This window comes from Vibrio sp. CAU 1672, assembly GCF_029223195.1.
Lineage (GTDB): Bacteria > Pseudomonadota > Gammaproteobacteria > Enterobacterales > Vibrionaceae > Vibrio.
The window spans coordinates 97,321-119,605 of record NZ_JARHUF010000004.1 but is presented as its reverse complement, the minus strand read 5'-3'; the positions used below and the strand labels follow the sequence as shown (position 1 = coordinate 119,605).

At 50.2% G+C, this 22,285-nt stretch carries 18 protein-coding genes; 10 read left to right on the top strand and 8 right to left on the bottom strand.

Annotated elements, in window-relative coordinates:
* Positions 1-66: 66 nt before the first annotated feature.
* The 7 genes from ilvN to P2G85_RS05905 form a co-directional block, all read right to left on the bottom strand.
* Positions 67-561, bottom strand: a complete 495-nt coding sequence (gene ilvN / locus P2G85_RS05935; protein ID WP_275863177.1) for an acetolactate synthase small subunit — start codon at positions 559-561, stop codon at positions 67-69.
* Between the two features lies 1 nt (position 562).
* Entirely contained in the window at positions 563-2,287 is a 1,725-nt protein-coding gene (locus P2G85_RS05930; RefSeq protein WP_275863176.1) for an acetolactate synthase 3 large subunit, read from the bottom strand.
* 449 nt (positions 2,288-2,736) lie between these two features.
* Positions 2,737-4,545, bottom strand: coding sequence for a long-chain fatty acid--CoA ligase (locus P2G85_RS05925; protein WP_275863175.1), 1,809 nt, complete (start codon positions 4,543-4,545; stop codon positions 2,737-2,739).
* A 295-nt stretch (positions 4,546-4,840) separates the two neighbouring features.
* Positions 4,841-5,800: a transcriptional regulator LeuO gene (gene leuO / locus P2G85_RS05920; RefSeq protein ID WP_275863174.1), complete on the bottom strand. Its 960-nt coding sequence runs from the start codon at positions 5,798-5,800 to the stop codon at positions 4,841-4,843.
* Positions 5,801-6,315: 515 nt separating this feature from the next.
* Complete coding sequence (locus tag P2G85_RS05915; protein WP_275863173.1) at positions 6,316-7,365, bottom strand: MJ1255/VC2487 family glycosyltransferase; 1,050 nt, start codon at positions 7,363-7,365, stop codon at positions 6,316-6,318.
* Between the two features lie 3 nt (positions 7,366-7,368).
* Positions 7,369-7,917, bottom strand: a complete 549-nt coding sequence (locus tag P2G85_RS05910; protein WP_275863172.1) for a phosphatase PAP2 family protein — start codon at positions 7,915-7,917, stop codon at positions 7,369-7,371.
* A gap of 119 nt (positions 7,918-8,036) precedes the next feature.
* Positions 8,037-8,825, bottom strand: coding sequence for an SH3 domain-containing protein (locus tag P2G85_RS05905; protein ID WP_275863171.1), 789 nt, complete (start codon positions 8,823-8,825; stop codon positions 8,037-8,039).
* 527 nt (positions 8,826-9,352) lie between these two features.
* Between P2G85_RS05905 and leuA the strand changes: the two genes are divergently transcribed.
* The 5 genes from leuA to P2G85_RS05880 all read left to right on the top strand — a co-directional run bounded on the left by leuA (position 9,353) and on the right by P2G85_RS05880 (position 15,091).
* Complete coding sequence (leuA, locus tag P2G85_RS05900; protein WP_275863170.1) at positions 9,353-10,900, top strand: 2-isopropylmalate synthase; 1,548 nt, start codon at positions 9,353-9,355, stop codon at positions 10,898-10,900.
* A 78-nt stretch (positions 10,901-10,978) separates the two neighbouring features.
* The gene (gene leuB, locus P2G85_RS05895) at positions 10,979-12,070 is read left to right on the top strand and encodes a 3-isopropylmalate dehydrogenase (protein ID WP_275863169.1); all 1,092 of its coding nucleotides are present in this window, start codon (positions 10,979-10,981) and stop codon (positions 12,068-12,070) included.
* A gap of 72 nt (positions 12,071-12,142) precedes the next feature.
* Positions 12,143-13,561, top strand: coding sequence for a 3-isopropylmalate dehydratase large subunit (leuC, locus tag P2G85_RS05890; RefSeq protein ID WP_275863168.1), 1,419 nt, complete (start codon positions 12,143-12,145; stop codon positions 13,559-13,561).
* Positions 13,562-13,573: 12 nt separating this feature from the next.
* The gene (gene leuD / locus P2G85_RS05885) at positions 13,574-14,176 is read left to right on the top strand and encodes a 3-isopropylmalate dehydratase small subunit (protein ID WP_275863167.1); all 603 of its coding nucleotides are present in this window, start codon (positions 13,574-13,576) and stop codon (positions 14,174-14,176) included.
* A gap of 132 nt (positions 14,177-14,308) precedes the next feature.
* Complete coding sequence (locus tag P2G85_RS05880; RefSeq protein WP_275863166.1) at positions 14,309-15,091, top strand: DUF547 domain-containing protein; 783 nt, start codon at positions 14,309-14,311, stop codon at positions 15,089-15,091.
* Between the two features lie 117 nt (positions 15,092-15,208).
* On the opposite strand, the gene djlA is transcribed toward P2G85_RS05880, so the two are convergent.
* Positions 15,209-16,069, bottom strand: coding sequence for a co-chaperone DjlA (gene djlA / locus P2G85_RS05875; RefSeq protein WP_275863165.1), 861 nt, complete (start codon positions 16,067-16,069; stop codon positions 15,209-15,211).
* A gap of 273 nt (positions 16,070-16,342) precedes the next feature.
* On the opposite strand from djlA, the gene lptD reads away from it, so the two are divergent.
* The 5 genes from lptD (at position 16,343) to apaG (ending at position 22,281) form a co-directional block, all read left to right on the top strand.
* The gene (gene lptD, locus P2G85_RS05870) at positions 16,343-18,688 is read left to right on the top strand and encodes an LPS assembly protein LptD (RefSeq protein ID WP_275863164.1); all 2,346 of its coding nucleotides are present in this window, start codon (positions 16,343-16,345) and stop codon (positions 18,686-18,688) included.
* A 63-nt stretch (positions 18,689-18,751) separates the two neighbouring features.
* Positions 18,752-20,035: a peptidylprolyl isomerase SurA gene (gene surA / locus P2G85_RS05865; protein WP_275863163.1), complete on the top strand. Its 1,284-nt coding sequence runs from the start codon at positions 18,752-18,754 to the stop codon at positions 20,033-20,035.
* A complete protein-coding gene (pdxA, locus tag P2G85_RS05860; protein ID WP_275863282.1) occupies positions 20,025-21,023 on the top strand; it encodes a 4-hydroxythreonine-4-phosphate dehydrogenase PdxA in 999 nt (332 codons plus the stop codon). Before surA ends, pdxA begins: the two co-directional genes overlap by 11 nt.
* The gene (gene rsmA / locus P2G85_RS05855; protein WP_275863162.1) at positions 21,020-21,826 is read left to right on the top strand and encodes a 16S rRNA (adenine(1518)-N(6)/adenine(1519)-N(6))-dimethyltransferase RsmA; all 807 of its coding nucleotides are present in this window, start codon (positions 21,020-21,022) and stop codon (positions 21,824-21,826) included. Before pdxA ends, rsmA begins: the two co-directional genes overlap by 4 nt.
* Before the next feature lie 74 nt (positions 21,827-21,900).
* Positions 21,901-22,281 (top strand): Co2+/Mg2+ efflux protein ApaG, encoded by a 381-nt coding sequence (gene apaG / locus P2G85_RS05850; protein ID WP_275863161.1) that lies wholly within the window; start codon positions 21,901-21,903, stop codon positions 22,279-22,281.
* Positions 22,282-22,285: the final 4 nt, after the last annotated feature.

Below are 22,285 nucleotides of genomic sequence, written 5' to 3'. Positions count from 1 at the left end.
AATTACTCTGCTCAAAATAAAAAAGCCACCGGTCAGGGTGGCTCATTTCAAACCATTGCCAACGATTTAGGGCTTAAGGGAACGTTCTCCGCGGGCAATTCCAACCACGCCGCTACGCGCCACTTCCACCACATCAGTCACCTCAGCAATAGCCTGGAGGAATGCATCCAGTTTTTCACTGGTGCCGGTCAGCTGCACAGTATACTGAGAAGCAGTGACATCAACGATCTGACCACGGAAAATGTCTGCGGTACGCTTTACCTCTGCCCGAGCGAATCCGCTGGCTTTCACCTTGACCATCATCAGCTCACGCTCAAGATGCTCAAACTCTGTCACTTCTTGTACTTTGAGGACATCGATCAGTTTATGCAACTGCTTCTGAATTTGTTCCAGCTGCATTTCGTCCGAGGTCGTCGTGATGTTGAGGCGCGATAACGTTTCATCATCGGTGGGTGATACCGTGAGTGATTCAATGTTATACCCCCGCTGAGAAAACAAGCCGACAACACGAGACAAAGCACCAGGTTGGTTTTCCAATAACAGTGAAATTATATGTCTCATATCAGGTACGCTCCGTTTTACTCAACCACATCTTATCCATTCCCTCGCCTTTGATTTGCATCGGGTACACATGCTCCGTTTCATCAACATTGATGTCGACAAACACCAGACGATCTTTCATATCCAGCGCTTTTTGCAGCCCGGCTTCCAGTTGGTCAGGGGTTTCTATGCGAATTCCTACGTGACCGTAGGCCTCGGCAATCGCCGCAAAATCAGGCACCGAACTCATATAAGAGTTCGAATGGCGCCCCTGATAAATGATGTCTTGCCACTGTTTGACCATACCTAAGAAACGATTATTCAAGTTAATGATTTTCACCGGGATGTCATACTGCATCGCAGTCGACAGCTCTTGGATGTTCATCTGGATGCTTCCGTCTCCCGTGACCACCACCACTTCTTCGTCGGGTTTAGCAAACTTGACCCCCATGCCGGCCGGTAGGCCGAACCCCATGGTGCCAAGACCACCGGAGTTGATCCAGCGTCGCGGTTGGTTAAACGGATAATACAACGCGGCAAACATTTGGTGCTGGCCGACGTCCGATGCGACATATGCATCACCATGAGTCAGCCGATGCAGTGTTTCAATAACTTGCTGTGGCTTGATCCGCTCCGGTGAGGTTTCATAAGCCAGGCAATTGCGATCGCGCCAAACCTGGATATCCTCCCACCATGCCGCCAACGCCTGCGGATCATTACTGCCGTCCTGCTCATCAAGTAACTGGACCATAGTGGCCAGCACCTGCTCTGCTGAGCCAACAATCGGCAGATCCACCTTAACGTTTTTCGAAATCGATGACGGGTCAATATCAATATGCATGACCTTAGCATCAGGGCAGTACTTGGCGAGGTTATTGGTGGTCCGGTCATCAAAACGCACCCCGATACCAAAAATCAGATCGGCATTGTGCATCGCCATGTTGGCTTCGTATTTACCATGCATCCCCAACATACCGAGCGAATTCTGGTGGGTACCGGGAAACGCGCCCAATCCCATCAAAGTACTGACCACCGGTAAGTTAAGCTTGTCCGATAAGGTGAGAATTTGCTCGTGGGCCCCGGCAATCACGGCACCACCACCGATATACAACACCGGCTTTTTCGCTTCCAACAGCGCTTTCAGCGCTTTTTTGATCTGCCCTTTATGTCCGTTGGTCGTCGGCTTATACGAGCGCATGGAAAGGGTTTCAGGATACTGATAAGGGAGCTTATTCAGCGGGTTCATTACATCTTTGGGTAAATCAATCACCACTGGACCTGGTCGGCCTGTCGTCGCAATATAGAACGCTTTTTTAATGGTTTCCGGAATGTCTTCTGCTTTCTTGACCAAAAAGCTGTGTTTTACCACCGGACGCGACACGCCGACGATATCACATTCCTGAAAGGCGTCATTGCCAATCAGATTATTGGGCACATTACCTGAAATCACGATCATCGGGATCGAATCCATATATGCGGTCGCGATACCGGTAATCGTATTGGTTGCCCCCGGACCGGAACACACCAGAACGACACCTGGCTTACCGGTAGCACGTGCATAGCCATCAGCCATGTGCGTCGCCGCCTGCTCATGGCGAACCAGGACGTGCCTGATCTGATCGGTTTTGGCGTGCAGTGCGTCATAGATATCGAGTACCGACCCACCCGGATAACCAAAAATTTGTTCCACATTCTCTTCGATCAGAGACTGCACTACCATCTCTGCGCCTGACAACATCGCTGTCATAGTTGCTCTCCTTACCAGTACACCTCACCGTCAGGTCAACGGTTTGGGCTGGAATTACATAGTCTAGGTCTTATTCGTAGCCTAATTCGAAAGATATCCACTTTTCGGCTATGTCTTGCGTCTGTCATAACAAAACGCAAGTTAACGAAACAAATGTAACGTTTTATTTTCACCAGGTCTAATGAGAGATTGATCGTGTTTTAAACAAGATCCTGTAAATAAGCACACTATAAGGGCTAGCCGCTGAATAAACCGCCATCAACAACATCTTGTTTAAAAACTGGACTAAAAAAAAGCATATTATTTGGTCAGACGGCCAGACCTGAGGTAGGAAATAAAACATGAAGCATGCAGGTGCCAGCAACTGGGGGAAAAGCAAAAATCCCCTGACGGCAGCGGGCTGCCTGCAGGGGATTTATTCACAAAATCGACATCAAACTCAGAGATAATCAGTGCTTAATCGGCTTATCATTGTACATTTCTTCGATTTCATCCTGATATTTATCGTTAATCACTTTACGGCGCAGTTTTTGCGTCGGGGTCAACTCACCCGCATCCATTGAGAACGCCTGTGGTAACAGTTTGAACTTCTTAACTTGCTCAAACTTAGCTAGCTCTTTTTGCAGTTCATTGACGCGTTTCTCCAGCATTTCAACCACCTCGTGGTTCTTAATCAGCTCTACCCGATCCTGGTATTTGATGTTCAGCTCTTTGGCATACTCTTCAAGAGAATCAAAGCATGGCACAATCAAGGCCGAGACAAACTTGCGCGTATCCGCGATCACCGCAATCTGTTCAATAAAGTGATCTTTACCGATCGCACCTTCGATCATCTGCGGGGCGATGTACTTACCACCGGATGTTTTCATCAACTCTTTGATCCGGTCGGTAATAAACAGATTGCCGTTCTCGTCAATATGCCCGGCATCGCCGGTTTTTAAAAAACCATGCTCATCAAAGGTTTTGGCTGTCTCTTGCGGCATCTTATAATAGCCACGCATCACCATCGGACCGCGCACCAGGATCTCATTGTTCTCGCCAATCTTCACCTGTGCACCCGGCATAGCCATACCGATCGAATCGGGATCAAAGCACTTATCATCCCAGCAAGAGATGGTGGCCATGGTTTCGGTCATGCCGTAACCCAGCTTGACGTTAATACCAATCGCGTGGAAGAAGCGACCAATGGTTTCATCCAGTTTGGCGCCACCACACGGCATAAAATTGATCTGTCCGCCCAGCAACGCACGCATTTTGCTCAGCACCAGTTTATCGGCTAAGCCATGGGCTCTACGCAGCATAAGCGACGGCTTGCGCTTATCTTGGTGACACACCGCCATTTTCGCCCCCATGTTCACCGCCCAGGTAAACAGGACCTTACGATGGATCGGCGCTCTGGAGACTTTCTCATGAATCGCAGAGAAGATCTTCTCGTAGAAACGCGGCACCGCACACATCACGGTCGGGCGCACTTCGCTCAGCGCCTCACGCACTTGCGAAGTATCTTGCAGGTAGCAGTTAGTGGCACCTTTGTAGAGTACATAGAAGGTCCAGGCACGCTCAAAAACGTGGGACAATGGCAAGAAACACAAGGACACATCCTGTTGCGATAACAGCAAACGTTGATCATGGCCTTCCAGCTGCGCGGCAATATTGGCGTAATCCAGCATCACGCCTTTCGGCTGGCCGGTGGTGCCTGAGGTATAAATCAGGGTGAACAGATCATCGGCGCACGCTTGGGCTAAGCGCGAATCAAGCTCTGGCTGCAGGCTTTCATCGGCCTGCGCCATGAACGCCTGCCAGGAGCGGGCAAACTCGTGCTCCCCCAGGTCGATCTCCTCGGACATCGCTACCACCAACTCCAACTGCTCACACTGAGCAAAAATGCTGACGGCCGCATCAAACTGAGCCTGTTCACCGACAAACAGAACTTTAACGTCCGCATCCTGAATAATATATGCCGACTGCGCTGCAGTGTTGGTCGGATAAATCGGCACCGTGACACCACGCAATTGCATTGCGGCAAAATCCGCAATCGTCCATTGCGGCATGTTATTGGAGAAAATTCCGATTTTGTCCTGAACGCCCAATCCTTGAGCCAAAAGTGCAAGTGAGAGCCTGTCCACCTGCTGACCAAACTGCTGCCAGGCAATCCCCTGCCACGCACCGTCAACTTTATGTTTGAGTGCGATGCGATGACCGCTATTGGCAATTTGCTCTCGAATACGTTTTACGATGTGAAAATCTAACTGGGCCATCTTCTACTTACCTTTAGGCTTACAGGTGTAAGCTTTTTTGAGCGCACAAGTGTAACCCCGGCACATAAAAACGCAACTGACAGGTATCAAACTTATTGAGATTAAGCGAGCACTGTCACTAATGTGGTTAGCTAACCGTTCAGACTGCTGGCTAAACGCCTAACCTAAGTACTTGTTTTGATTAAATAACCAGCAAATAAAAAGCCCCTACGGCTCGTCCTGCAGCAGGGGCAAAAATTTGTAAACGATGATTACACATTGAGCCTGCACACCCTGGCTGACCCAGACAATAACTTTATTTTACCGCCACCACTTCACCACAGGTGACCATAAGCAAATCACGCAACCAGATATGGCCTTTGTCTTTTTCACTTGATTCATGCCAGCTCAGGTAACCGCTGATTTCCTTGTTCTCAAACGGGAACTCCAAAATTTGTAACTGTTCGCTGTTAACCGCATTTTCCGCCATCCAGCGTGGGGCGATAGTGATCAGCTCTGACTGACCTACCACATACAACAAATTACTCAAACTGGAACCTTCATAATAAGCCTGGCAATCCAGCTCACGATACGCCTGTTCAGAGAAGCTGCGTTGGCCATGCACACGTGACAACTTAGCGTGTTTCTCGGTAATCAATGCGCTGGTTGTCACACTACCTTGAATGCGTGGATGGCATCTCGCCGCGATCACCACCAGTTCATCTTTGAAAATCTCTGTGCTGGAAAAGCCTTGCTCGTCAAAACGGGCATAATCGATAACAAAATCGATTTCCTGATAACGCATTCGCTCTGATAACTGACGGTCAAATTCCGCATCCAGATGCAATTGGACATTCGGCGCTTGTTGCTTGATATTGGCCATGATTCTTGGCGCAAAGCGCATATCACACGGACTGCAGATCGCCAGTTTAAACAAGCGCGTCGACGTTTCAGACTCAAACACCGAACTTGGCAACTCATTGCGGATCAGTTGCAATGCCTGGCGGATCGGGCCAAATAACTGGCGGGCGCGTTGGGTCGGCTGGATACCACGTCCCTGACGCATGAACAGCTCATCATTGAACATCACTTTCAAGCGTGCCACCGCATTACTCACTGCCGGTTGTGACATGCCAAGATTATGCGCAGCACGGGTAATATTTTGCTCTTGCATAACCGCATCAAACACGGTCAGCAGATTCAGGTCGACACCTCGCAATGTGCTCTCCATACGATAGCTGGCAATTGCGCTCATCGCATCTTTCTTGTCTAACATTTTTGTACGCCTCTCAGGTAATCATCAAAGTGCTTTTGAAACTTGTTATTGAATAAGCCACCACTGCACACGCTTAAATGTGTCGGCAGCTCCAAATACTTACGAAATAGAAAACCAAGTTTGTTGTTATATTTAGCGTCCGGATGTTTCCGGTTCGATGCGTACTATCCACGAATCAATCATGCTTTCGCAACTCGATTGACAATTAATCACTAAATTTTAGCCAATTAGGTATTTTATTCTTATATATCATTAACATAGGAAAATATAAAAAAAATATAAAACAGCTAAATGTTACTTAGCCATGAACCATTGAGATGAGTGATGACAAAAGCCTGACAAAAAACCACCCATAAACCACACCAATTAATCGAGCCAACTTCCACAAAGCGAGCGCGATATCTCTGTGCATAAATAATTCGCACAATTAAAGCGGGTATTGTTTGAGCAGTGAATAGAAATGAAACTGAGGGCATGAATATGCAGTAGGCCAGAATACGGCCCACTGCGTTTGGTTACTCTATGTGGGTTGCGTAACTCGGGAAGTCGACCTGCTCCCACAACTGGCGTGACAACATGTCCGCTGAGCCCCAGCTTCCCTGCATAATCCAGTCGACGATCGCCTGCGCCACATCCGGGTATTTAACGCTTTCAGCTTGCTGTTGTCCCAACCAGTGGCGAACGGTGGAAACGTCCAAGTGGTCCATCGTCCCTGCCAGCCCGAGCGCTTCCAGCGTCGCAACATTACTCTGTTGTTCAAACTGGCCAGCCAGTGGTTTGAGTAACAGTTTTTTCCCCAGCGACAGCGCTTCAGAAGGCAGTTCGAACCCGCCGTTAGCAATCACACCGTTACAACGATGCAGGTGGTGTTGAAAGCTGTGATAGCACAGGGGTCTGAGTTCGACATTTTCCACCCATTCAGCTTCAATCACATCTGGGTGATAACAGACAAAGTTCTGTTGAGTAAAGTGGAACAAAAGTTCACAGATGTCATTGATCGCTTCAAACGGCAGGTAAACCAACACAAACGCTTCAGTGCAATTATCCAGGGCATGAGTACGCACGATGGGTGGCAGCAGCGGCTGGTCAAAGTGGTACCAGTGCAGGCCCAGGTAATATCGGGCCGGAGCAAAATGAGCAATGACCGACTTATCAAACCAGTTAGCCCCTTTAAGCGGAACGGGATAACGAAACGCATTTTGATGACTGATGCCAATACATGCTTTGTTCTGTTTACGCGCCGCCCAGGCAGAGATTGGTTCAAAGTCATTGAGCACCAAATCGTAGCCTGAAAGATCCAAGTCGCGTACCTCTTGTACGAATTCAATCAGATTATTGTTGAGTGCCGTTTTAGCGAAATTGACCGCACCTTTCTCGGTAAAAAAGGTAAAGCCGCGCCGGGTTTGGTATTTACCAAAGGCCGCCATGGAAAAATACTTGTGCGGGTCACGACCGGAAAAAAGATAATCAACCTGGACATCCTGGGTGTTAAACGCCTCAGACATAGCCCGGGCTCGGGCAATATGGCCATTACCGGTACCTTGTACCCCATAGAGAATTCTCATCACCTACCCCCCGACCATCTCAATCGCCACAACGCCACACAGGCTGCCCAGCAAGGCCCCGACCAGAACATCAGTTAAAAAGTGCACGCCAAGCAGAATCCGTGCGGTGCCAATCAGGCTCGCCCAAACCATGGCGGCCACAGCCAAGTGGGGATAAGTGTGGCTGATGAGTACCGCCATCAAAAAACCGGCCGCAGTATGTCCCGAAGGCAAACTATAGCGATCAGAAGGGGTAATAAAGGCAGGCAACAGTGCGCTCAACTCTTCAGGACGGCGACGCTTAAAACTGTGTTTAAGCGCCCAATAGACAGGTAACTCAATGGCAAAGGCCACCAGTCCGGTCAGCATAAACCATTGGCCCTGTTGTTTATCCACTAACCACGCCAACAGGCCTAAAACCAGATAAAGATGGCCATCACCACTATGGGAAATGCTTTTACTGATGTTCGCCACCTGTTGACTAAACCGGTGGCGTAAACACAAGCTGGAAAACGCGAAGTCCAGCTTGGCAATGCTGGCTATCGGCTGGGTTAGCGTTTCAAAATCTCGCATGCGACCTTTCCTTACTTTGAACACTTTATAGTAAGCAAAGTAGGGGGGAAACGTGACAGCGACATGACGAGATGTTGGACAATTAATGACAGTGCCAGCGCAGAGCAGATGCCCTTTGACTAACTGCTGGTCGAGCCGGGTGCAGAGACATCGATGTACCAAATTTTGCGTTGCTTGCGGCAGGCTCTGAACTGGCCGGGGGTACGGTCGCCATCTTTACTGAGCTGGTAACTCAACTGGCGGCAGCGGTGCTGTCCCAGCCAGTGCCGCCTGATGAACTCCTCATTTATCAGGCCTGGCGCGGCAGAGACTTGCATCGCATGCGGCGGCGTTGACACAATGTCACGCTGTTCAATGTTAGCGCGCGCGTAATCCCGGTGAACATATCCCCTCACCACCCCTTTCTGGCCAACCAGCAACCAAGGCTGAGCCTTAGTTTGGGCGATGACATTAAACACCTCGCCCCGCTCCAGAGTGTCAATGACCTGCCCGCCCCCATTGGGTGCCGAATGGATCTTCACTGCCGACTTGGCCCGATACGGAACATCCACCAGCTTCAACTCGGGTGCAATCGCAACATCACTATTCGACAATGTCGTCATTTCAACATGCTCTATCTCGGCTGACTGAACCGTTATCAACCAACGAGCATAGGTATCGGGATCTTTACCTTTCCACTTCGGCCGCGTTTCTGACTCCAGCGCGACCAATATTTGCTTGAGAAAGGCCTCGCGGCCACTCTGGCTGAGATACAAGTCCATCTGCTCATTTAACACTAATACGTGTTGCGCATAGCTATCCGTGACCGGACGCTCAACTGGCGCGACCTGAACTTGAGATGACAGCATCTGGCACCCTGACAGGCTTACGCCGACTGGAACAAATAACGCTACAAGCCAACTTTTCACGCCACGCATAAACTCCCGCCTTACCTTTAGCAAAAAACCTTCCATATCAATAACATCATTCGCACCAGAGACGAAAGTGATTGATGCGCATAATCAATATCCAATGAGTCTTTTATGCTCTCGATCACATAAGTACTTCTTACTTTTCAAGGTAGATTTTCCAGCGGTTAGGTGTGCCTCGCGTAATGTGAAGCTCCGCAAACCCCGCTTTCTGCTCCGGCACGTGGCTGAAGAAAAGCAAATCAATATGAATAAAAAATCAACTTTAGGGTTGACGCACCGATGTGAGTGCGGTACTAATTTGTTTAACAAAACTTGTGGAACGCTTAACCAATGATGTCAGCACATTTTTCTATCCTGCTAAACCTCCTCCTGATCGTGACCAACTCGCGCGGGTAGGCTGTGGAAGAAAAATAACCACACAGATTAACAAGAACCCGCACTCAGATGCGGGTTTTTTTGTACCTGAACACCGGAAGTAAACGATTAACTGGATTGAAATACGTACAATCAGTAAGGAAGCAAACATGAACGATCAAGTCATTATATTCGACACCACACTGCGTGATGGCGAACAAGCGTTATCAGCAAGCTTGACGGTTAAAGAAAAACTGCAAATTGCCTATGCGCTTGAAAGGCTGGGCGTTGATGTCATCGAGGCCGGTTTCCCGGTCTCCTCCCCGGGGGATTTCGAGTCGGTTCGCACCATTGCGCAACACATTAAAAACAGCCGGGTTTGCGCCCTTTCGCGTGCCGTTGCGAAAGACATTGACGCCGCTGCCGAAGCGTTAAAAGTAGCCGATGCATTTCGTATTCACACCTTTATTTCCACTTCCACCGTGCACGTTCAGGACAAACTGCGCCGCAGCTACGACGACGTGGTGGAAATGGGGGTCAAAGCGGTCAAACACGCCCGTCGGTACACCGATGATGTCGAGTTCTCCTGTGAAGATGCCGGTCGCACACCGATCGATAATTTGTGCCGTATGGTCGAAGCGGCCATTGATGCCGGTGCCAGCACCATCAATATTCCGGACACCGTCGGCTACACCATCCCCAACGAGTTTGGCGGCATTATCCACACCCTGTTTAACCGGGTGCCCAACATCGATAAAGCGATCATTTCGGTACACTGCCATGACGACCTGGGCATGTCCGTCGCCAACTCGATTGCCGCCGTTCAGGCCGGCGCCCGCCAGATCGAAGGCACCATCAATGGCATCGGTGAGCGAGCCGGAAACTGCTCACTGGAAGAAGTGGCCATGATCATCAAAACGCGCCAGGAACTACTGGGCGTGCATACCGGGATCAAACACGATGAGATCCACCGCACCAGCAAACTGGTCAGCCAGCTGTGTAACATGCCGATCCAAAGCAATAAAGCCATCGTCGGTACCAACGCGTTCAGCCATTCATCAGGCATCCACCAGGATGGGATGCTGAAAAATAAAAACACCTACGAAATCATGACACCCGAGTCGATTGGCCTGAAAAATCAGGCCCTGAACCTGACCAGCCGCAGCGGCCGCGCCGCCGTGAAAAGTCACATGGACGGCATGGGCTATAAAGAAGAAGAGTACAACCTGGACGCGCTGTACGAAGACTTCCTGAAACTGGCTGACCGCAAAGGCCAGGTGTTTGATTACGATCTGGAAGCGTTAATGCACTTCTCCAATCTGCGCGAAGAAGACGACTTCTACAAACTGAACTACCTGAGCGTACAATCTGGCAGTGTGATGGCGACCACCAGCATCAAGATGCAATGTGGCGATGAGGAAACGTGTGAAGCCGCTGTCGGCAACGGCCCGGTCGATGCGCTATACCAGTGTATCTATCGCGTAACCGGCTATGACATCGTGCTGGATAAATTCGACCTGACCGCCAAAGGCGAAGGAGAAGACGGTTTGGGCCAGGCCGACATCATTGCCAACTACAAAGGCCGCAAATACCACGGTACCGGCGTTTCCACCGACATTGTCGAAGCGTCTGGCCAGGCGCTGCTGCACGTGATCAACAGCATCCACCGCGCCGATGAAATTGAAGAAATGAAACGTAAAAAAATTGCCACCGTATAGTTTCCTGAGCACCTCCCGGTGCTCAGAGCCAAAATGAAGACAAACGCAGCATAAAATTAGTTAAGTTAAAGGATTACCATGACAGACAAAGCATACAAAATTGCCGTATTGCCCGGTGACGGTATTGGCCCAGAAGTGATGGCGCAGGCTCATAAAGTGCTGGATGCAATCGAGAAAAAACACAGCATTAGCTTTCAGCGTGACGAGCACGATGTCGGCGGGATCGCCATCGACAATCACGGCTGCCCACTTCCAGAGAGCACCGTAACAGCGTGCGAAGAGTCTGACGCGGTGCTGTTCGGCTCCGTCGGTGGACCTAAATGGGAGCACTTGCCACCCAACGATCAACCAGAGCGCGGCGCGCTGCTGCCTTTGCGTAAACACTTCCAGCTGTTCTGTAACCTGCGCCCGGCGCAAATCCACTCAGGCCTGGAGGCTTTCTCACCACTGCGCGCAGACATTTCTGAGCGTGGTTTTGACATCGTGGTAGTACGCGAACTGACTGGCGGGATTTACTTTGGTCAGCCAAAAGGCCGCGAAGGTGAAGGCGCGAACGAAAAGGCGTTTGATACCGAGGTGTATCACCGTTTTGAAATCGAGCGCATCGCCAAGATCGCTTTCGAGTCAGCACGCCTGCGCCGCAAGAAAGTCTGCTCCATCGACAAAGCGAACGTACTGCAAAGCTCTATCCTGTGGCGTGAAGTGGTGGAAGAGATCGCCAAAGATTACCCGGATGTTGAGCTGTCGCACATGTACATCGACAACGCAACCATGCAGCTGATCAAAGACCCTGCACAATTCGACGTGATGCTGTGTTCCAACATCTTCGGTGACATCATCTCGGATGAATGCGCGATGATCACCGGCTCGATGGGGATGTTACCGTCCGCCAGCCTGAATGAGAGCAAATTCGGCCTGTACGAGCCAGCAGGCGGCAGCGCGCCGGACATCGCCGGCAAAAACATCGCTAACCCCGTCGCACAAATTCTTTCAGCCGCACTGATGCTGCGTTACAGCCTGGGTGAAGAAGCCGCGGCACAAGATATCGAAAGCGCGGTGTCTAAAGCACTGTCCGCCGGTGAGCTGACCGGCGATCTGGCCGGTGACAACCCGGCACTGTCGACGTCAGAGATGGGCGATAAAATCGCTGAATACATCCTGAACTCGTAACACCGACAACATTGATAATAACTATTTGCTCCTGATCAGCCGTTGTCAGGAGCTGCACACAGGATTGTGATAATGGGCAAAACACTATATCAAAAAGTCTACGACGCACACGTGGCCGTCGCAGCCGAAGGGGAAAACCCGATTCTTTATATCGACCGCCACTTGGTTCATGAAGTCACCTCACCACAGGCATTCGATGGCCTGCGTGAAAAAGGCCGTAAAGTGCGCCAGGTAGGCAAGACTTTTGCCACCATGGACCACAACGTCTCCACCACCACTAAAGACATTAACGCTTCGGGTGAGATGGCGCGCATCCAGATGGAAACGCTGTCAAAAAACTGTGAAGAGTTTGGCGTGACGCTTTACGACATCAACCACAAATACCAGGGCATTGTGCACGTCATGGGCCCAGAGCTGGGTATTACCCTACCGGGTATGACCATCGTTTGTGGTGACTCGCACACCGCTACCCACGGGGCGTTTGGTTCGCTGGCTTTTGGGATCGGTACTTCTGAAGTTGAGCATGTACTGGCGACGCAAACACTCAAACAAGCTCGCGCAAAAACGATGAAAATCGAAGTGCAAGGCAAAGTGGCACCGGGCATTACCGCTAAAGACATCGTGCTGGCAATCATCGGTAAAACCACGGCTGCTGGCGGTACCGGTTACGTCGTGGAGTTCTGTGGCGAAGCGATCACTGACCTTTCGATGGAAGGGCGGATGACCGTATGTAACATGGCGATTGAGCTCGGGGCAAAAGCCGGCTTGATTGCTCCGGATGAAATCACCTTTGAATACATCAAAGGGCGTAAGTTCTCTCCTCAAGGTGCTGATTTTGACGCAGCCGTTGAATACTGGCAAACACTGAAAACCGATGATGATGCCGAATTTGATGCCGTCGTAACGCTCAACGCAGCCGAGATCAAACCACAAGTGACGTGGGGCACCAACCCGGGCCAGGTGATCGCAGTTGACCAACCTATCCCATCGCCTGACAGCTTTGCGGATCCGGTTGAAAAAGCATCCGCAGAAAAAGCTCTGGCTTACATGGGCCTGGAAGCGGGTAAATCGCTATCAGAGTACAACGTCGATAAAGTCTTTGTTGGCTCTTGTACTAACTCACGTATTGAAGACATGCGCGCAGCCGCCGAAGTAGCCAAAGGCCGTAAAGTCGCAGCTCACGTTCAGGCACTGATCGTTCCGGGCTCGGAGCAGGTAAAAGCGCAAGCAGAAGCAGAAGGTCTGGATGTGATCTTTAAAGAAGCCGGCTTCGAGTGGCGCCTGCCAGGCTGTTCAATGTGCCTGGCGATGAACAACGACCGTTTAGGTCCACATGAGCGTTGTGCTTCTACTTCAAACCGTAACTTTGAAGGCCGCCAGGGCCGTGACGGCCGTACCCACTTAGTGAGCCCGGCAATGGCCGCCGCTGCAGCGATCGCTGGTCACTTTGTTGATATTCGTGAATTGACTTTTTTTGATAAACAGGACTAGGGGAGAACCATCATGTCAGGTTTTAAGCAACATACTGGTTTGGTTGTGCCTTTAGACGCCGCCAACGTCGATACCGATGCCATCATTCCCAAGCAGTTCCTACAAAAGGTTTCTCGCCTTGGTTTTGGTAAACACTTGTTCCATGACTGGCGCTTCTTAGATGACGCTGGCGAACAGCCAAACCCGGAATTTGTGATGAACGCGCCACGTTACCAGGGCGCGTCTATCCTGCTGGCGCGCGAAAACTTCGGCTGTGGCTCTTCGCGTGAGCACGCGCCATGGGCGCTGGCGGATTACGGCATCAAAGCGATGATTGCCCCAAGCTTCGCCGATATCTTCTACGGCAACTCAATCAACAACCAAATGGTACCGGTGCGCCTAACAGAACAAGAAGTGGATGAGATCTTCCAGTTCGTTGAAGCGAATGAAGGCGCACAAGTAGAAGTGGATTTGGAAGCGAATAAGGTTCGCGCCAACGGCAAAGAGTACTGCTTTGAAATCGATGAATTCCGTCGTCACTGCCTGCTCAATGGCTTAGACAACATTGGCTTGACGCTGCAACATGAAGACAAAATTGCCGAATATGAAGCCAACATTCCGAGTTTCCTACGCTAAAACGCTTTAGTAAATGGACAAGTAAAAGGTTGGCACTCGCCAACCTTTTTATTTTGTGAACGTAGATTAAGGAAAGAAAACAAGCACTAAACAGGTCTACACTAACATCAAAAGTTCACCAAAGGTCTCTCTATGAAGCGTCTGTTATTGCTATTGTGCACCCTATTCTCTTGCTCCGTTTTTGCTGCGCCGAAAGCCGACTTGTGGCCTTACTGGAAGCAGTCGAATGAAGCCAACCAATCGCCAATCTCCCATCAGGAATGGCAGCAACTGCTGGATAATTACCTGGTTGAGCAAGGCGAAAACACCCTGTTTCGCTACAGCAAAGTCTCTTCCGCCGACAAAACTCAGCTGAAGCAGTACCTTCAGCGCCTCGCGCAAATTGACCCGCGCCAATACAACAAAGCCGAGCAATACGCGTATTGGGTCAACCTCTACAACGCCATCACCATTGATCTGATTCTGGATAACTACCCGGTCAAATCGATCACCAAACTCGGTGGGCTATTTAGCTTTGGCCCATGGGATGAGCATGTCGTCAATATTAATGGCAAAGAGCTGACTTTGAATGATATCGAACACCGCATTCTGCGCCCGATCTGGCAAGACCCGAGAACCCACTATGCGGTTAACTGTGCAAGCTTGGGCTGCCCGAACTTACAACTCCAGGCATTCACCGCCGCCAACACCCAAGCACTGTTAGACCAGGCTGCCAGAGCGTTTATCAACAGCCGCAAAGGGGTGACCATCAAAGGGAATACGGCACGACTGTCTTCGATTTACGATTGGTTTGCCGACGATTTTGGTGGTGAAGCTCAGCTATTCAGACACATCGGGCAGTATGCGCCACAATACCAGGACTTCTCCGGACGTGTGAAATATGACTACGACTGGGACTTGAATCAAGCCGACTGATGTAATCTAGGTGCGCAGGTCACACAGCTTTCGGTCACCAATAACCCAAACGCCAAAAAGGGCACCAAGTGCCCTTTTTGAGCTTCACCGCGAAGCTATTACTTAAAACCATCGCGACTACTTGAAACCTTTGACCTTCTTGATCAGATCGTAAGCATTCTGAATTTCCTGCGATTTTTCTTTCGCCACATTCATCATTTCCGGCGGCAGACCTTTCGCCATCAATTTATCGGGATGGTGCTCGTTCATTAGTTTGCGGTAAGCACGCTTGACGGTTTTACTGTCCGCATCCGAAGCTACATCCAGAATCTTATAAGCATCGGCCAATTGATCCGCTTGTGAAGCCTGTTGCCAACCCCCACCAGAAGACTGGTATTGACCTTGATGCTGACCATGGAAGCCCCCCTGGCTTTGGAAACGAAACGCGGCTTCTTGCATATGTAAGCGTCGCTCCAGTTGCTCGGAAGAGAAACCCAAGCCCCGGGCTATCTTATGCAAGACATTTCTTTCACTGGGGTGGATTTCACCATCGGCAAACGCGGCCGAAATTTGTAACTCCAAAAAAAACTGCATTAAATCAAAACGACCGCCAGAGGAAATTTTGACCTTTGCCAGCACCTCTTCGAGCGGAAAATCACTCTGCTTGCCTTCACGAAAGGCATCTTGTGCCGCCCGGCGCTGCGCACCATGCAGGTTCATCCGGTCCATCATCGCTGACGCCAGCTGGATCTCTTCCTTAGTGACCTGCCCTTTGGCTTTAGCTAAATGCCCCATCACGGCAAACGCCGCTTTAAAAAATTCCTCCTGGCGCTGAGCCTGGCTGGGCCCCTGACCAAATCCGCCAGTGGAAAACCCGGCCTGGCTTAAACGGCGAGCCTTATCAAACTGGTGGCCAATAAACAGCCCAATCAACAAGCCAAACGGCCCGCCGAGGAGCAAACCAAAAAAGGCACCGAGAATTTTGCCAAAAATACGCATTATGTGTTCTCTATCAATGAATTTTTAACGACGACGACGGTCTTATAGTGCTGGACGCGATGATTTCCTTTATGATAATGGAATTACTTTAATTTCGGCCAGGTCATTTCACCTGTCTATCTTTTTCTTTGCAGCGATGTTCAGGCAATTATGTCTCAGCTCGCAAACGCTCTGAGATAAATGCCGTGATTGTTGATTCATCTGGCTACATCGCTAAGGTATAACAATACCCTATAGCCATCGAGTAGTAGTGACACAGGAAAGTTCAATTCAATGCAACATTTCTCCCGCACATTTTTAGCGGCCTCTATCAGTACCGCCTTGTTTGTACCCACCACTCAAGCTCAAGCGAATATCCATGATAGTGTGCAGGAAATGCCCACCACAGATCAATGCTTGGTTGATCCTACTGGTGAGGAGGACGCACTTAATCGCCCTATTATGGTTCAAGCCGATTCCTTGCAAGCGATCAACGGCGACAAAGCGATGTATTCAGGCAATGTCGAAGTCACCCAAGGAAAAAAAACCATTACCGCAGACAGTGTAACCCTGCACCAACTGGACAACGTGGTGATCGCCGAAGGAAACGTGACCTTCAACGACGGGCAAGTAAAAGCCAGCTCGGATCGTGTGGTTAACGACATCGAGCAAGACACCTTTTCGCTGGAAAACACCCAGTACCAGTTTTTGTGTCGCCAGGGCCGCGGCAGCGCCGCCTACATTGCCCGGACCGGCCAGTCAGTCTATGAACTGGAGGATGGTTCGATCACCTCCTGTCCGGAAGGCGATAATGCGTGGCGCCTGGTCGCCTCTGGCATCGATGTCGACCAGGATGAAGAAACCGCGACATTGCATCATCCTCGCTTTGAGATCCTTGATGTACCGGTGTTTTACGTCCCTTACCTGACCTTACCGATTGGCAATACCCGTAAAACCGGCTTCCTGTTCCCCTCACTGTCGTATGGCTCCAGTGATGGTATGGAAGTCGAAGTGCCATTCTACTGGAACATCGCGCCCAATTACGACTTAACGCTGACCACGCTCTACATGCAACAGCGTGGTACCAAGCTGGATTCAGATTTCCGTTACCTCACTGACGGCTGGGGAAACGGGGAAATCAAAGGCGAATACCTGTCGAACGACAGCAAGTACCAGGATGACGCACGCTGGGGCTACCAGTTTAAGCACAACGGCATTATTGACAAACAGTGGGTGGTCAAACTCGATTACTCCGAAGTCAGTGATATTGACTACTTCCGCGATCTGAGTTCAGACATTGGTAAGCGTGAAGACGGCCAACTGGTACAAGAGGGGCAAGTCCAATACCGTTCAGACTTTTGGGATGCTTCACTGACAATACGTGACTTCCAGATCCTGCTCAAAGAAGAGAACCAGCCGTATCGCCTGCTGCCGCAGTTCGATCTTAACTTTTATACCCCCTTGTGGGGACCTTACCTGAATTTCGATGTCAAAAGCCAGGTCAGCCGCTTCGACACCAGTGACACCGCCAGGCCGGATGCCACCCGGGTGCACATCGAGCCGGGGTTAACTGTCCCGATCTCGACCTCCTGGGCATCATGGATCACCGAAGCTCGCGTGTTATCCACTTACTATTCTCAGGACATTGATAAACTAACCGATGCCAGCCTGAAAAATCAGCTCGACGACAACGTTTCCCGGGTGATCCCCGAGTTACGCTCACGTGCGCAGCTGCACCTTGAGCGCGAAACCAACCTGCTTGAGGGCTATACGCAAACACTGGAGCCACAAATCCAGTACCTGTATGTCCCTGAAGAAGATCAAACCAATATTTATAACTACGACACCACATTACTGCAGACCGACTATTACGGCCTGTTCCGCAGCCGCAAATACAGCGGGATCGATAAAATCGCTTCTGCCAACCAGCTCAGCTACGGGGCAAGTACACGCTTCTTTGACCAGGGTTACAAAGAGCGGCTCAATATTTCGTTTGGCCAAATCTACTATATTGATAAGAAGACCAAGCTGAGTAATAGTGCCAACCAACCGGATGAGACAACCAACTACTCGTCATGGGCGATTGAAACTGACTTCAACTATGACGATTTCTTGTTTTACCATGGCGGAATTCAATACGATATCGACCTGAGTGCAATGCAGCTGGCTAACAGTACCCTGGAGTATCAGTTCGACGGTGGTTTTATTCAGGGCAACTACCGCTACGTGACTCGTGACTATATTGAAGACACCATTATTCTGGAAAACCTCGATACCATCACCCGTAAAGGGATTTCCCAGGCCGGTATCGTGGCCGCCTATGACATCAACCGCAACTGGTCAGCCAGCGGGCAGTATTATTATGATCTGAATGAGAAGACCGATCTGGAATGGCTCGCCGGCCTGCGTTATCAGTCAGACTGCTGGTACATCGGTTTAACCTATTCGAACCAACTGCTGGACTGGGATAACGCCATCATCGGTGCCGACGGAGCCTCACCAGAATATGAGAACAACATCAGCGTAAACTTTGGTATTCAAGGCTTTGCGACCAGCCTGCGTAAAGTGACAGCGGCGAAAGAACTGGAAGGCTCGGATAACGCGATCAAATACGGTCGTCCATTCTATCTGAACAATTAAGCAAAATAAGCGTCTTAAGCATACATACTGACGCTCATGCCAATATTAACGACGGAATTTTAGATGAAAATTTGGAAATCAATCTTATTCACTACCCTACTTTCTTGTGGCGCTGTGGCAGCCCCACAAGAGCTTGATAAGGTTGCAGTCATTGTCAACAATGGTGTTATCCTACAAAGCGATATCAACACCGCCACCAAAACCTTACAGGCCAATGCCGAGCAAAGTGGCAAAAGCCTGCCAGCAAAAGAACGGCTGCAGGAACAAGTCGTTGAAAAGCTGATCATGGATACCTTGCAAGCGCAAGAGGCTGAGCGCATTGGCGTACGAATCGATGACAACCGCCTCAACCAGGCCATCGAAGAGATCGCCCGCGAAAACAACCAGAGCGTCAGCGAGTTCTCTGCCACAGTCCAACAGCAAGGCTTAACCTACTCCGAGTTCCGTGAACAGATCCGTAAAGAGATCGCCGTCTCTGAAGCACGTAACGCACTGGTTCGTAGACGTATTAATATTTTGCCCGCCGAAGTGGACAGCTTAGCCGAACAACTGGCCAAAGAAACCAACGCCACGGTGCAATATAGAATTGCCCACATTCAGCTGCGCTTTTCAGACTCCCAGGACAAATCTGAAATCGAAGCACAAGCCAATACCTTGGCCGAACAGCTAAAGGCGGGGGCAGACTTCACCGAAATGGCCTACACCTACTCAAAAGGGCCGAAAGCCCTGCAGGGTGGTGACTGGGGCTGGATGCGTAAAGAAGAGATGCCAACCATCTTTGCCGATCAGATCAAAATGCAGACCAAAGGTAGCATCATTGGCCCGTTCCGCAGTGGTGTCGGCTTCCATATCCTGAAACTGGAAGATGTCAAAGGCTTAGAAACCGTAGCTGTTACTGAAGTAAATGCCCGCCATATCCTGATCAAGCCAACGTTAATCTTAAGTGATGAAGGGGTACAGAAGCAGTTAAATGATTTTATTCGCCGTATCCAGGCAGGTGAAGCGACATTCGGTGAGCTGGCCCAGCAATACAGCCAGGATCCGGGTTCTGCCGCGCAAAACGGTGAGCTGGGTTATCAAACGCCCGATCTGTATGTGCCAGAGTTCAAGCATCAGGTTGAAACGCTCCCTGAGGGTTCCATCAGCCAGCCGTTTAAAACCGTGCATGGCTGGCATATCGTCGAAGTGCTTGACCGCCGTGAAGTCGACCGTACTGACTCGGCGATGAAAAACCGTGCTTACCGTATCCTCTTCAACCGTAAATTTAACGAAGAAGCAGGAGCCTGGCTGCAAGAGCTGCGTGCCAGCGCCTTTGTAGAAGTGGTGGACGACAATGATGACAACTAATTCAATCCGCAGAATCGTGGTAACCGCTGGTGAACCGGCGGGCATCGGCCCTGATCTGGTATTAGCGCTCTCCAGGGAGGACTGGGCGCATCAAATCGTGGTATGCGCCGACAAGCACATGCTGCAGCAACGTGCTAAGCAGTTAGGCATTGAAGTCGAACTGCAAGACTACCAGCCTGCTCAGGCACCGCAAGCACAACGAGCCGGTACCTTAATTGTTGATCATGTAGAGATATCCGCCGAGTGTGTACCGGGCCAGCTTGATGAAGCCAATGGCCACTACGTATTAAAAACACTAGAAAGAGCCGCTTTAGGCTGTATGAATGACGAATTTGATGCTATTGTCACCGGCCCTGTACATAAAGGGGTGATAAACCGTGCAGGCGTCGCATTCAGTGGGCATACCGAGTTCTTTGCAGAGAAGTCCAACACCCCTCTGGTAGTCATGATGCTGGCAACCGAAGGTCTGCGTGTGGCTCTAGTCACCACTCATATTCCTTTGGCCTACGTATCTAAAGCGGTCACGCCAGAGCGACTGGAGAAAATCATCGATATTCTCCACCGCGATCTGGTGGAAAAATTTGCTATCTCACAACCCAACATTTATGTTTGCGGATTGAACCCCCATGCGGGCGAAGATGGCTGTTTAGGCCGTGAAGAGATCGAAACCATCACTCCGACACTGGAAAAAATTCGACAAGAAAAAGGAATCAATCTGATCGGCCCACTGCCGGCAGACACCATTTTCAATGAAAAGTATTTAAACGATGCGGATGCGGTTCTCGGCATGTATCACGATCAAGTATTGCCAGTATTGAAATACAAAGGCTTTGGTCGTTCAGTCAACATCACGCTTGGTCTACCCTTTATCAGGACCTCTGTAGACCATGGCACAGCATTAGAACTGGCAGGGACCGGTAATGCGGATACAGGGAGCTTCCGAACAGCGCTCACGCATGCGATAGAATTGGTAGAGAATAAACAATGAGAAATGATGTCCATTTAGGGCACAAAGCGCGTAAACGTTTTGGTCAAAACTTCCTGAACGATCCATACATTATTGATGGCATCGTATCAGCCATCAACCCAAAACCAGGGCAAAACCTGGTCGAGATCGGCCCGGGTCTGGGGGCGATTACTGAGCCGGTAGGTCGCGAAGTCGACAAGTTCACCGTGATCGAACTCGACCGCGATCTGGCAGAACGCCTGCGTAACCACCCGGAACTGGCAGACAAACTGACCATTCATGAAGGTGATGCCATGCGCTTTGACTTTGCCCAGCTGGTGAAGCCAAACAACAAGCTACGCATCTTTGGTAACTTACCGTACAACATCTCCACCCCATTGATGTTCCACCTGTTTGAATTTCATAAAGACATTCAAGACATGCACTTTATGCTGCAAAAAGAGGTGGTCAACCGCCTGGCTGCAGGACCCGGCAGTAAAGCGTATGGACGCCTGACGGTTATGGCACAATACTATTGTAAAGTGGTGCCGGTATTGGAAGTTCCGCCGACCGCGTTTGTTCCGCCACCAAAAGTAGACTCTGCCGTGGTACGCCTGATGCCATACGAAGAGCTGCCTTACCCGGCCAAAGATCTGCAGTGGCTCGACCGGGTCTGCCGTGAAGGTTTCAACCAACGACGCAAAACCGTGCGTAACTGCTACAAATCACTAATAAGCTTAGAAGAGCTGGAAACACTGGGGATTAACCCGAGTATGCGTCCTGAAAACCTGACGCTAGAACAATTTGTTGCAATGGCCAACTGGCTGGCAGACAAACACCAGTAATAGCTTAACTGAATAAGCCAAACCCTGGCCGGTTTGGCTTATGATAGTGGTAACGCCATTCCCAAGGAGTGAACATGGACGTCATTCAACCTTGCATCAAGATTCAAGTCCACAGCAAATACATTGCTGACCAATCGAACCCTGATCTTAAGCGCTTCGTGTTTGCCTACACCATCACCATCAAAAACCTCAGTCAGCAGACGGTTCAGCTACTCGGTCGACGTTGGCTGATCACCGATGCCAATGGCAAGCAGATGACTGTTGAAGGAGAGGGTGTGGTTGGCCAGCAGCCTTTTATCGAAAGCAACGATGAATACACCTACAGCAGCGGAACTGCGTTGGAAACGCCGGTAGGCGTCATGCAGGGACATTACCTGATGCTGGATGAGAAAAACCAAGATTTTGCCGTGGAGATAGAACCTTTCCGTCTCGCGGTACCAAACGTATTAAATTAAGCAG

Coding starts and splice junctions, on each gene's coding strand:
- ilvN (WP_275863177.1), bottom strand. CDS start 561: ATGAGACATATAATTTCACTGTTATTGGAAAACCAACCTGGTGCTTTG.
- P2G85_RS05930 (WP_275863176.1), bottom strand. CDS start 2,287: ATGACAGCGATGTTGTCAGGCGCAGAGATGGTAGTGCAGTCTCTGATC.
- P2G85_RS05925 (WP_275863175.1), bottom strand. CDS start 4,545: ATGGCCCAGTTAGATTTTCACATCGTAAAACGTATTCGAGAGCAAATT.
- leuO (WP_275863174.1), bottom strand. CDS start 5,800: ATGTTAGACAAGAAAGATGCGATGAGCGCAATTGCCAGCTATCGTATG.
- P2G85_RS05915 (WP_275863173.1), bottom strand. CDS start 7,365: ATGAGAATTCTCTATGGGGTACAAGGTACCGGTAATGGCCATATTGCC.
- P2G85_RS05910 (WP_275863172.1), bottom strand. CDS start 7,917: ATGCGAGATTTTGAAACGCTAACCCAGCCGATAGCCAGCATTGCCAAG.
- leuA (WP_275863170.1), top strand. CDS start 9,353: ATGAACGATCAAGTCATTATATTCGACACCACACTGCGTGATGGCGAA.
- leuB (WP_275863169.1), top strand. CDS start 10,979: ATGACAGACAAAGCATACAAAATTGCCGTATTGCCCGGTGACGGTATT.
- leuC (WP_275863168.1), top strand. CDS start 12,143: ATGGGCAAAACACTATATCAAAAAGTCTACGACGCACACGTGGCCGTC.
- leuD (WP_275863167.1), top strand. CDS start 13,574: ATGTCAGGTTTTAAGCAACATACTGGTTTGGTTGTGCCTTTAGACGCC.
- P2G85_RS05880 (WP_275863166.1), top strand. CDS start 14,309: ATGAAGCGTCTGTTATTGCTATTGTGCACCCTATTCTCTTGCTCCGTT.
- djlA (WP_275863165.1), bottom strand. CDS start 16,069: ATGCGTATTTTTGGCAAAATTCTCGGTGCCTTTTTTGGTTTGCTCCTC.
- lptD (WP_275863164.1), top strand. CDS start 16,343: ATGCAACATTTCTCCCGCACATTTTTAGCGGCCTCTATCAGTACCGCC.
- surA (WP_275863163.1), top strand. CDS start 18,752: ATGAAAATTTGGAAATCAATCTTATTCACTACCCTACTTTCTTGTGGC.
- pdxA (WP_275863282.1), top strand. CDS start 20,025: ATGACAACTAATTCAATCCGCAGAATCGTGGTAACCGCTGGTGAACCG.
- rsmA (WP_275863162.1), top strand. CDS start 21,020: ATGAGAAATGATGTCCATTTAGGGCACAAAGCGCGTAAACGTTTTGGT.
- apaG (WP_275863161.1), top strand. CDS start 21,901: ATGGACGTCATTCAACCTTGCATCAAGATTCAAGTCCACAGCAAATAC.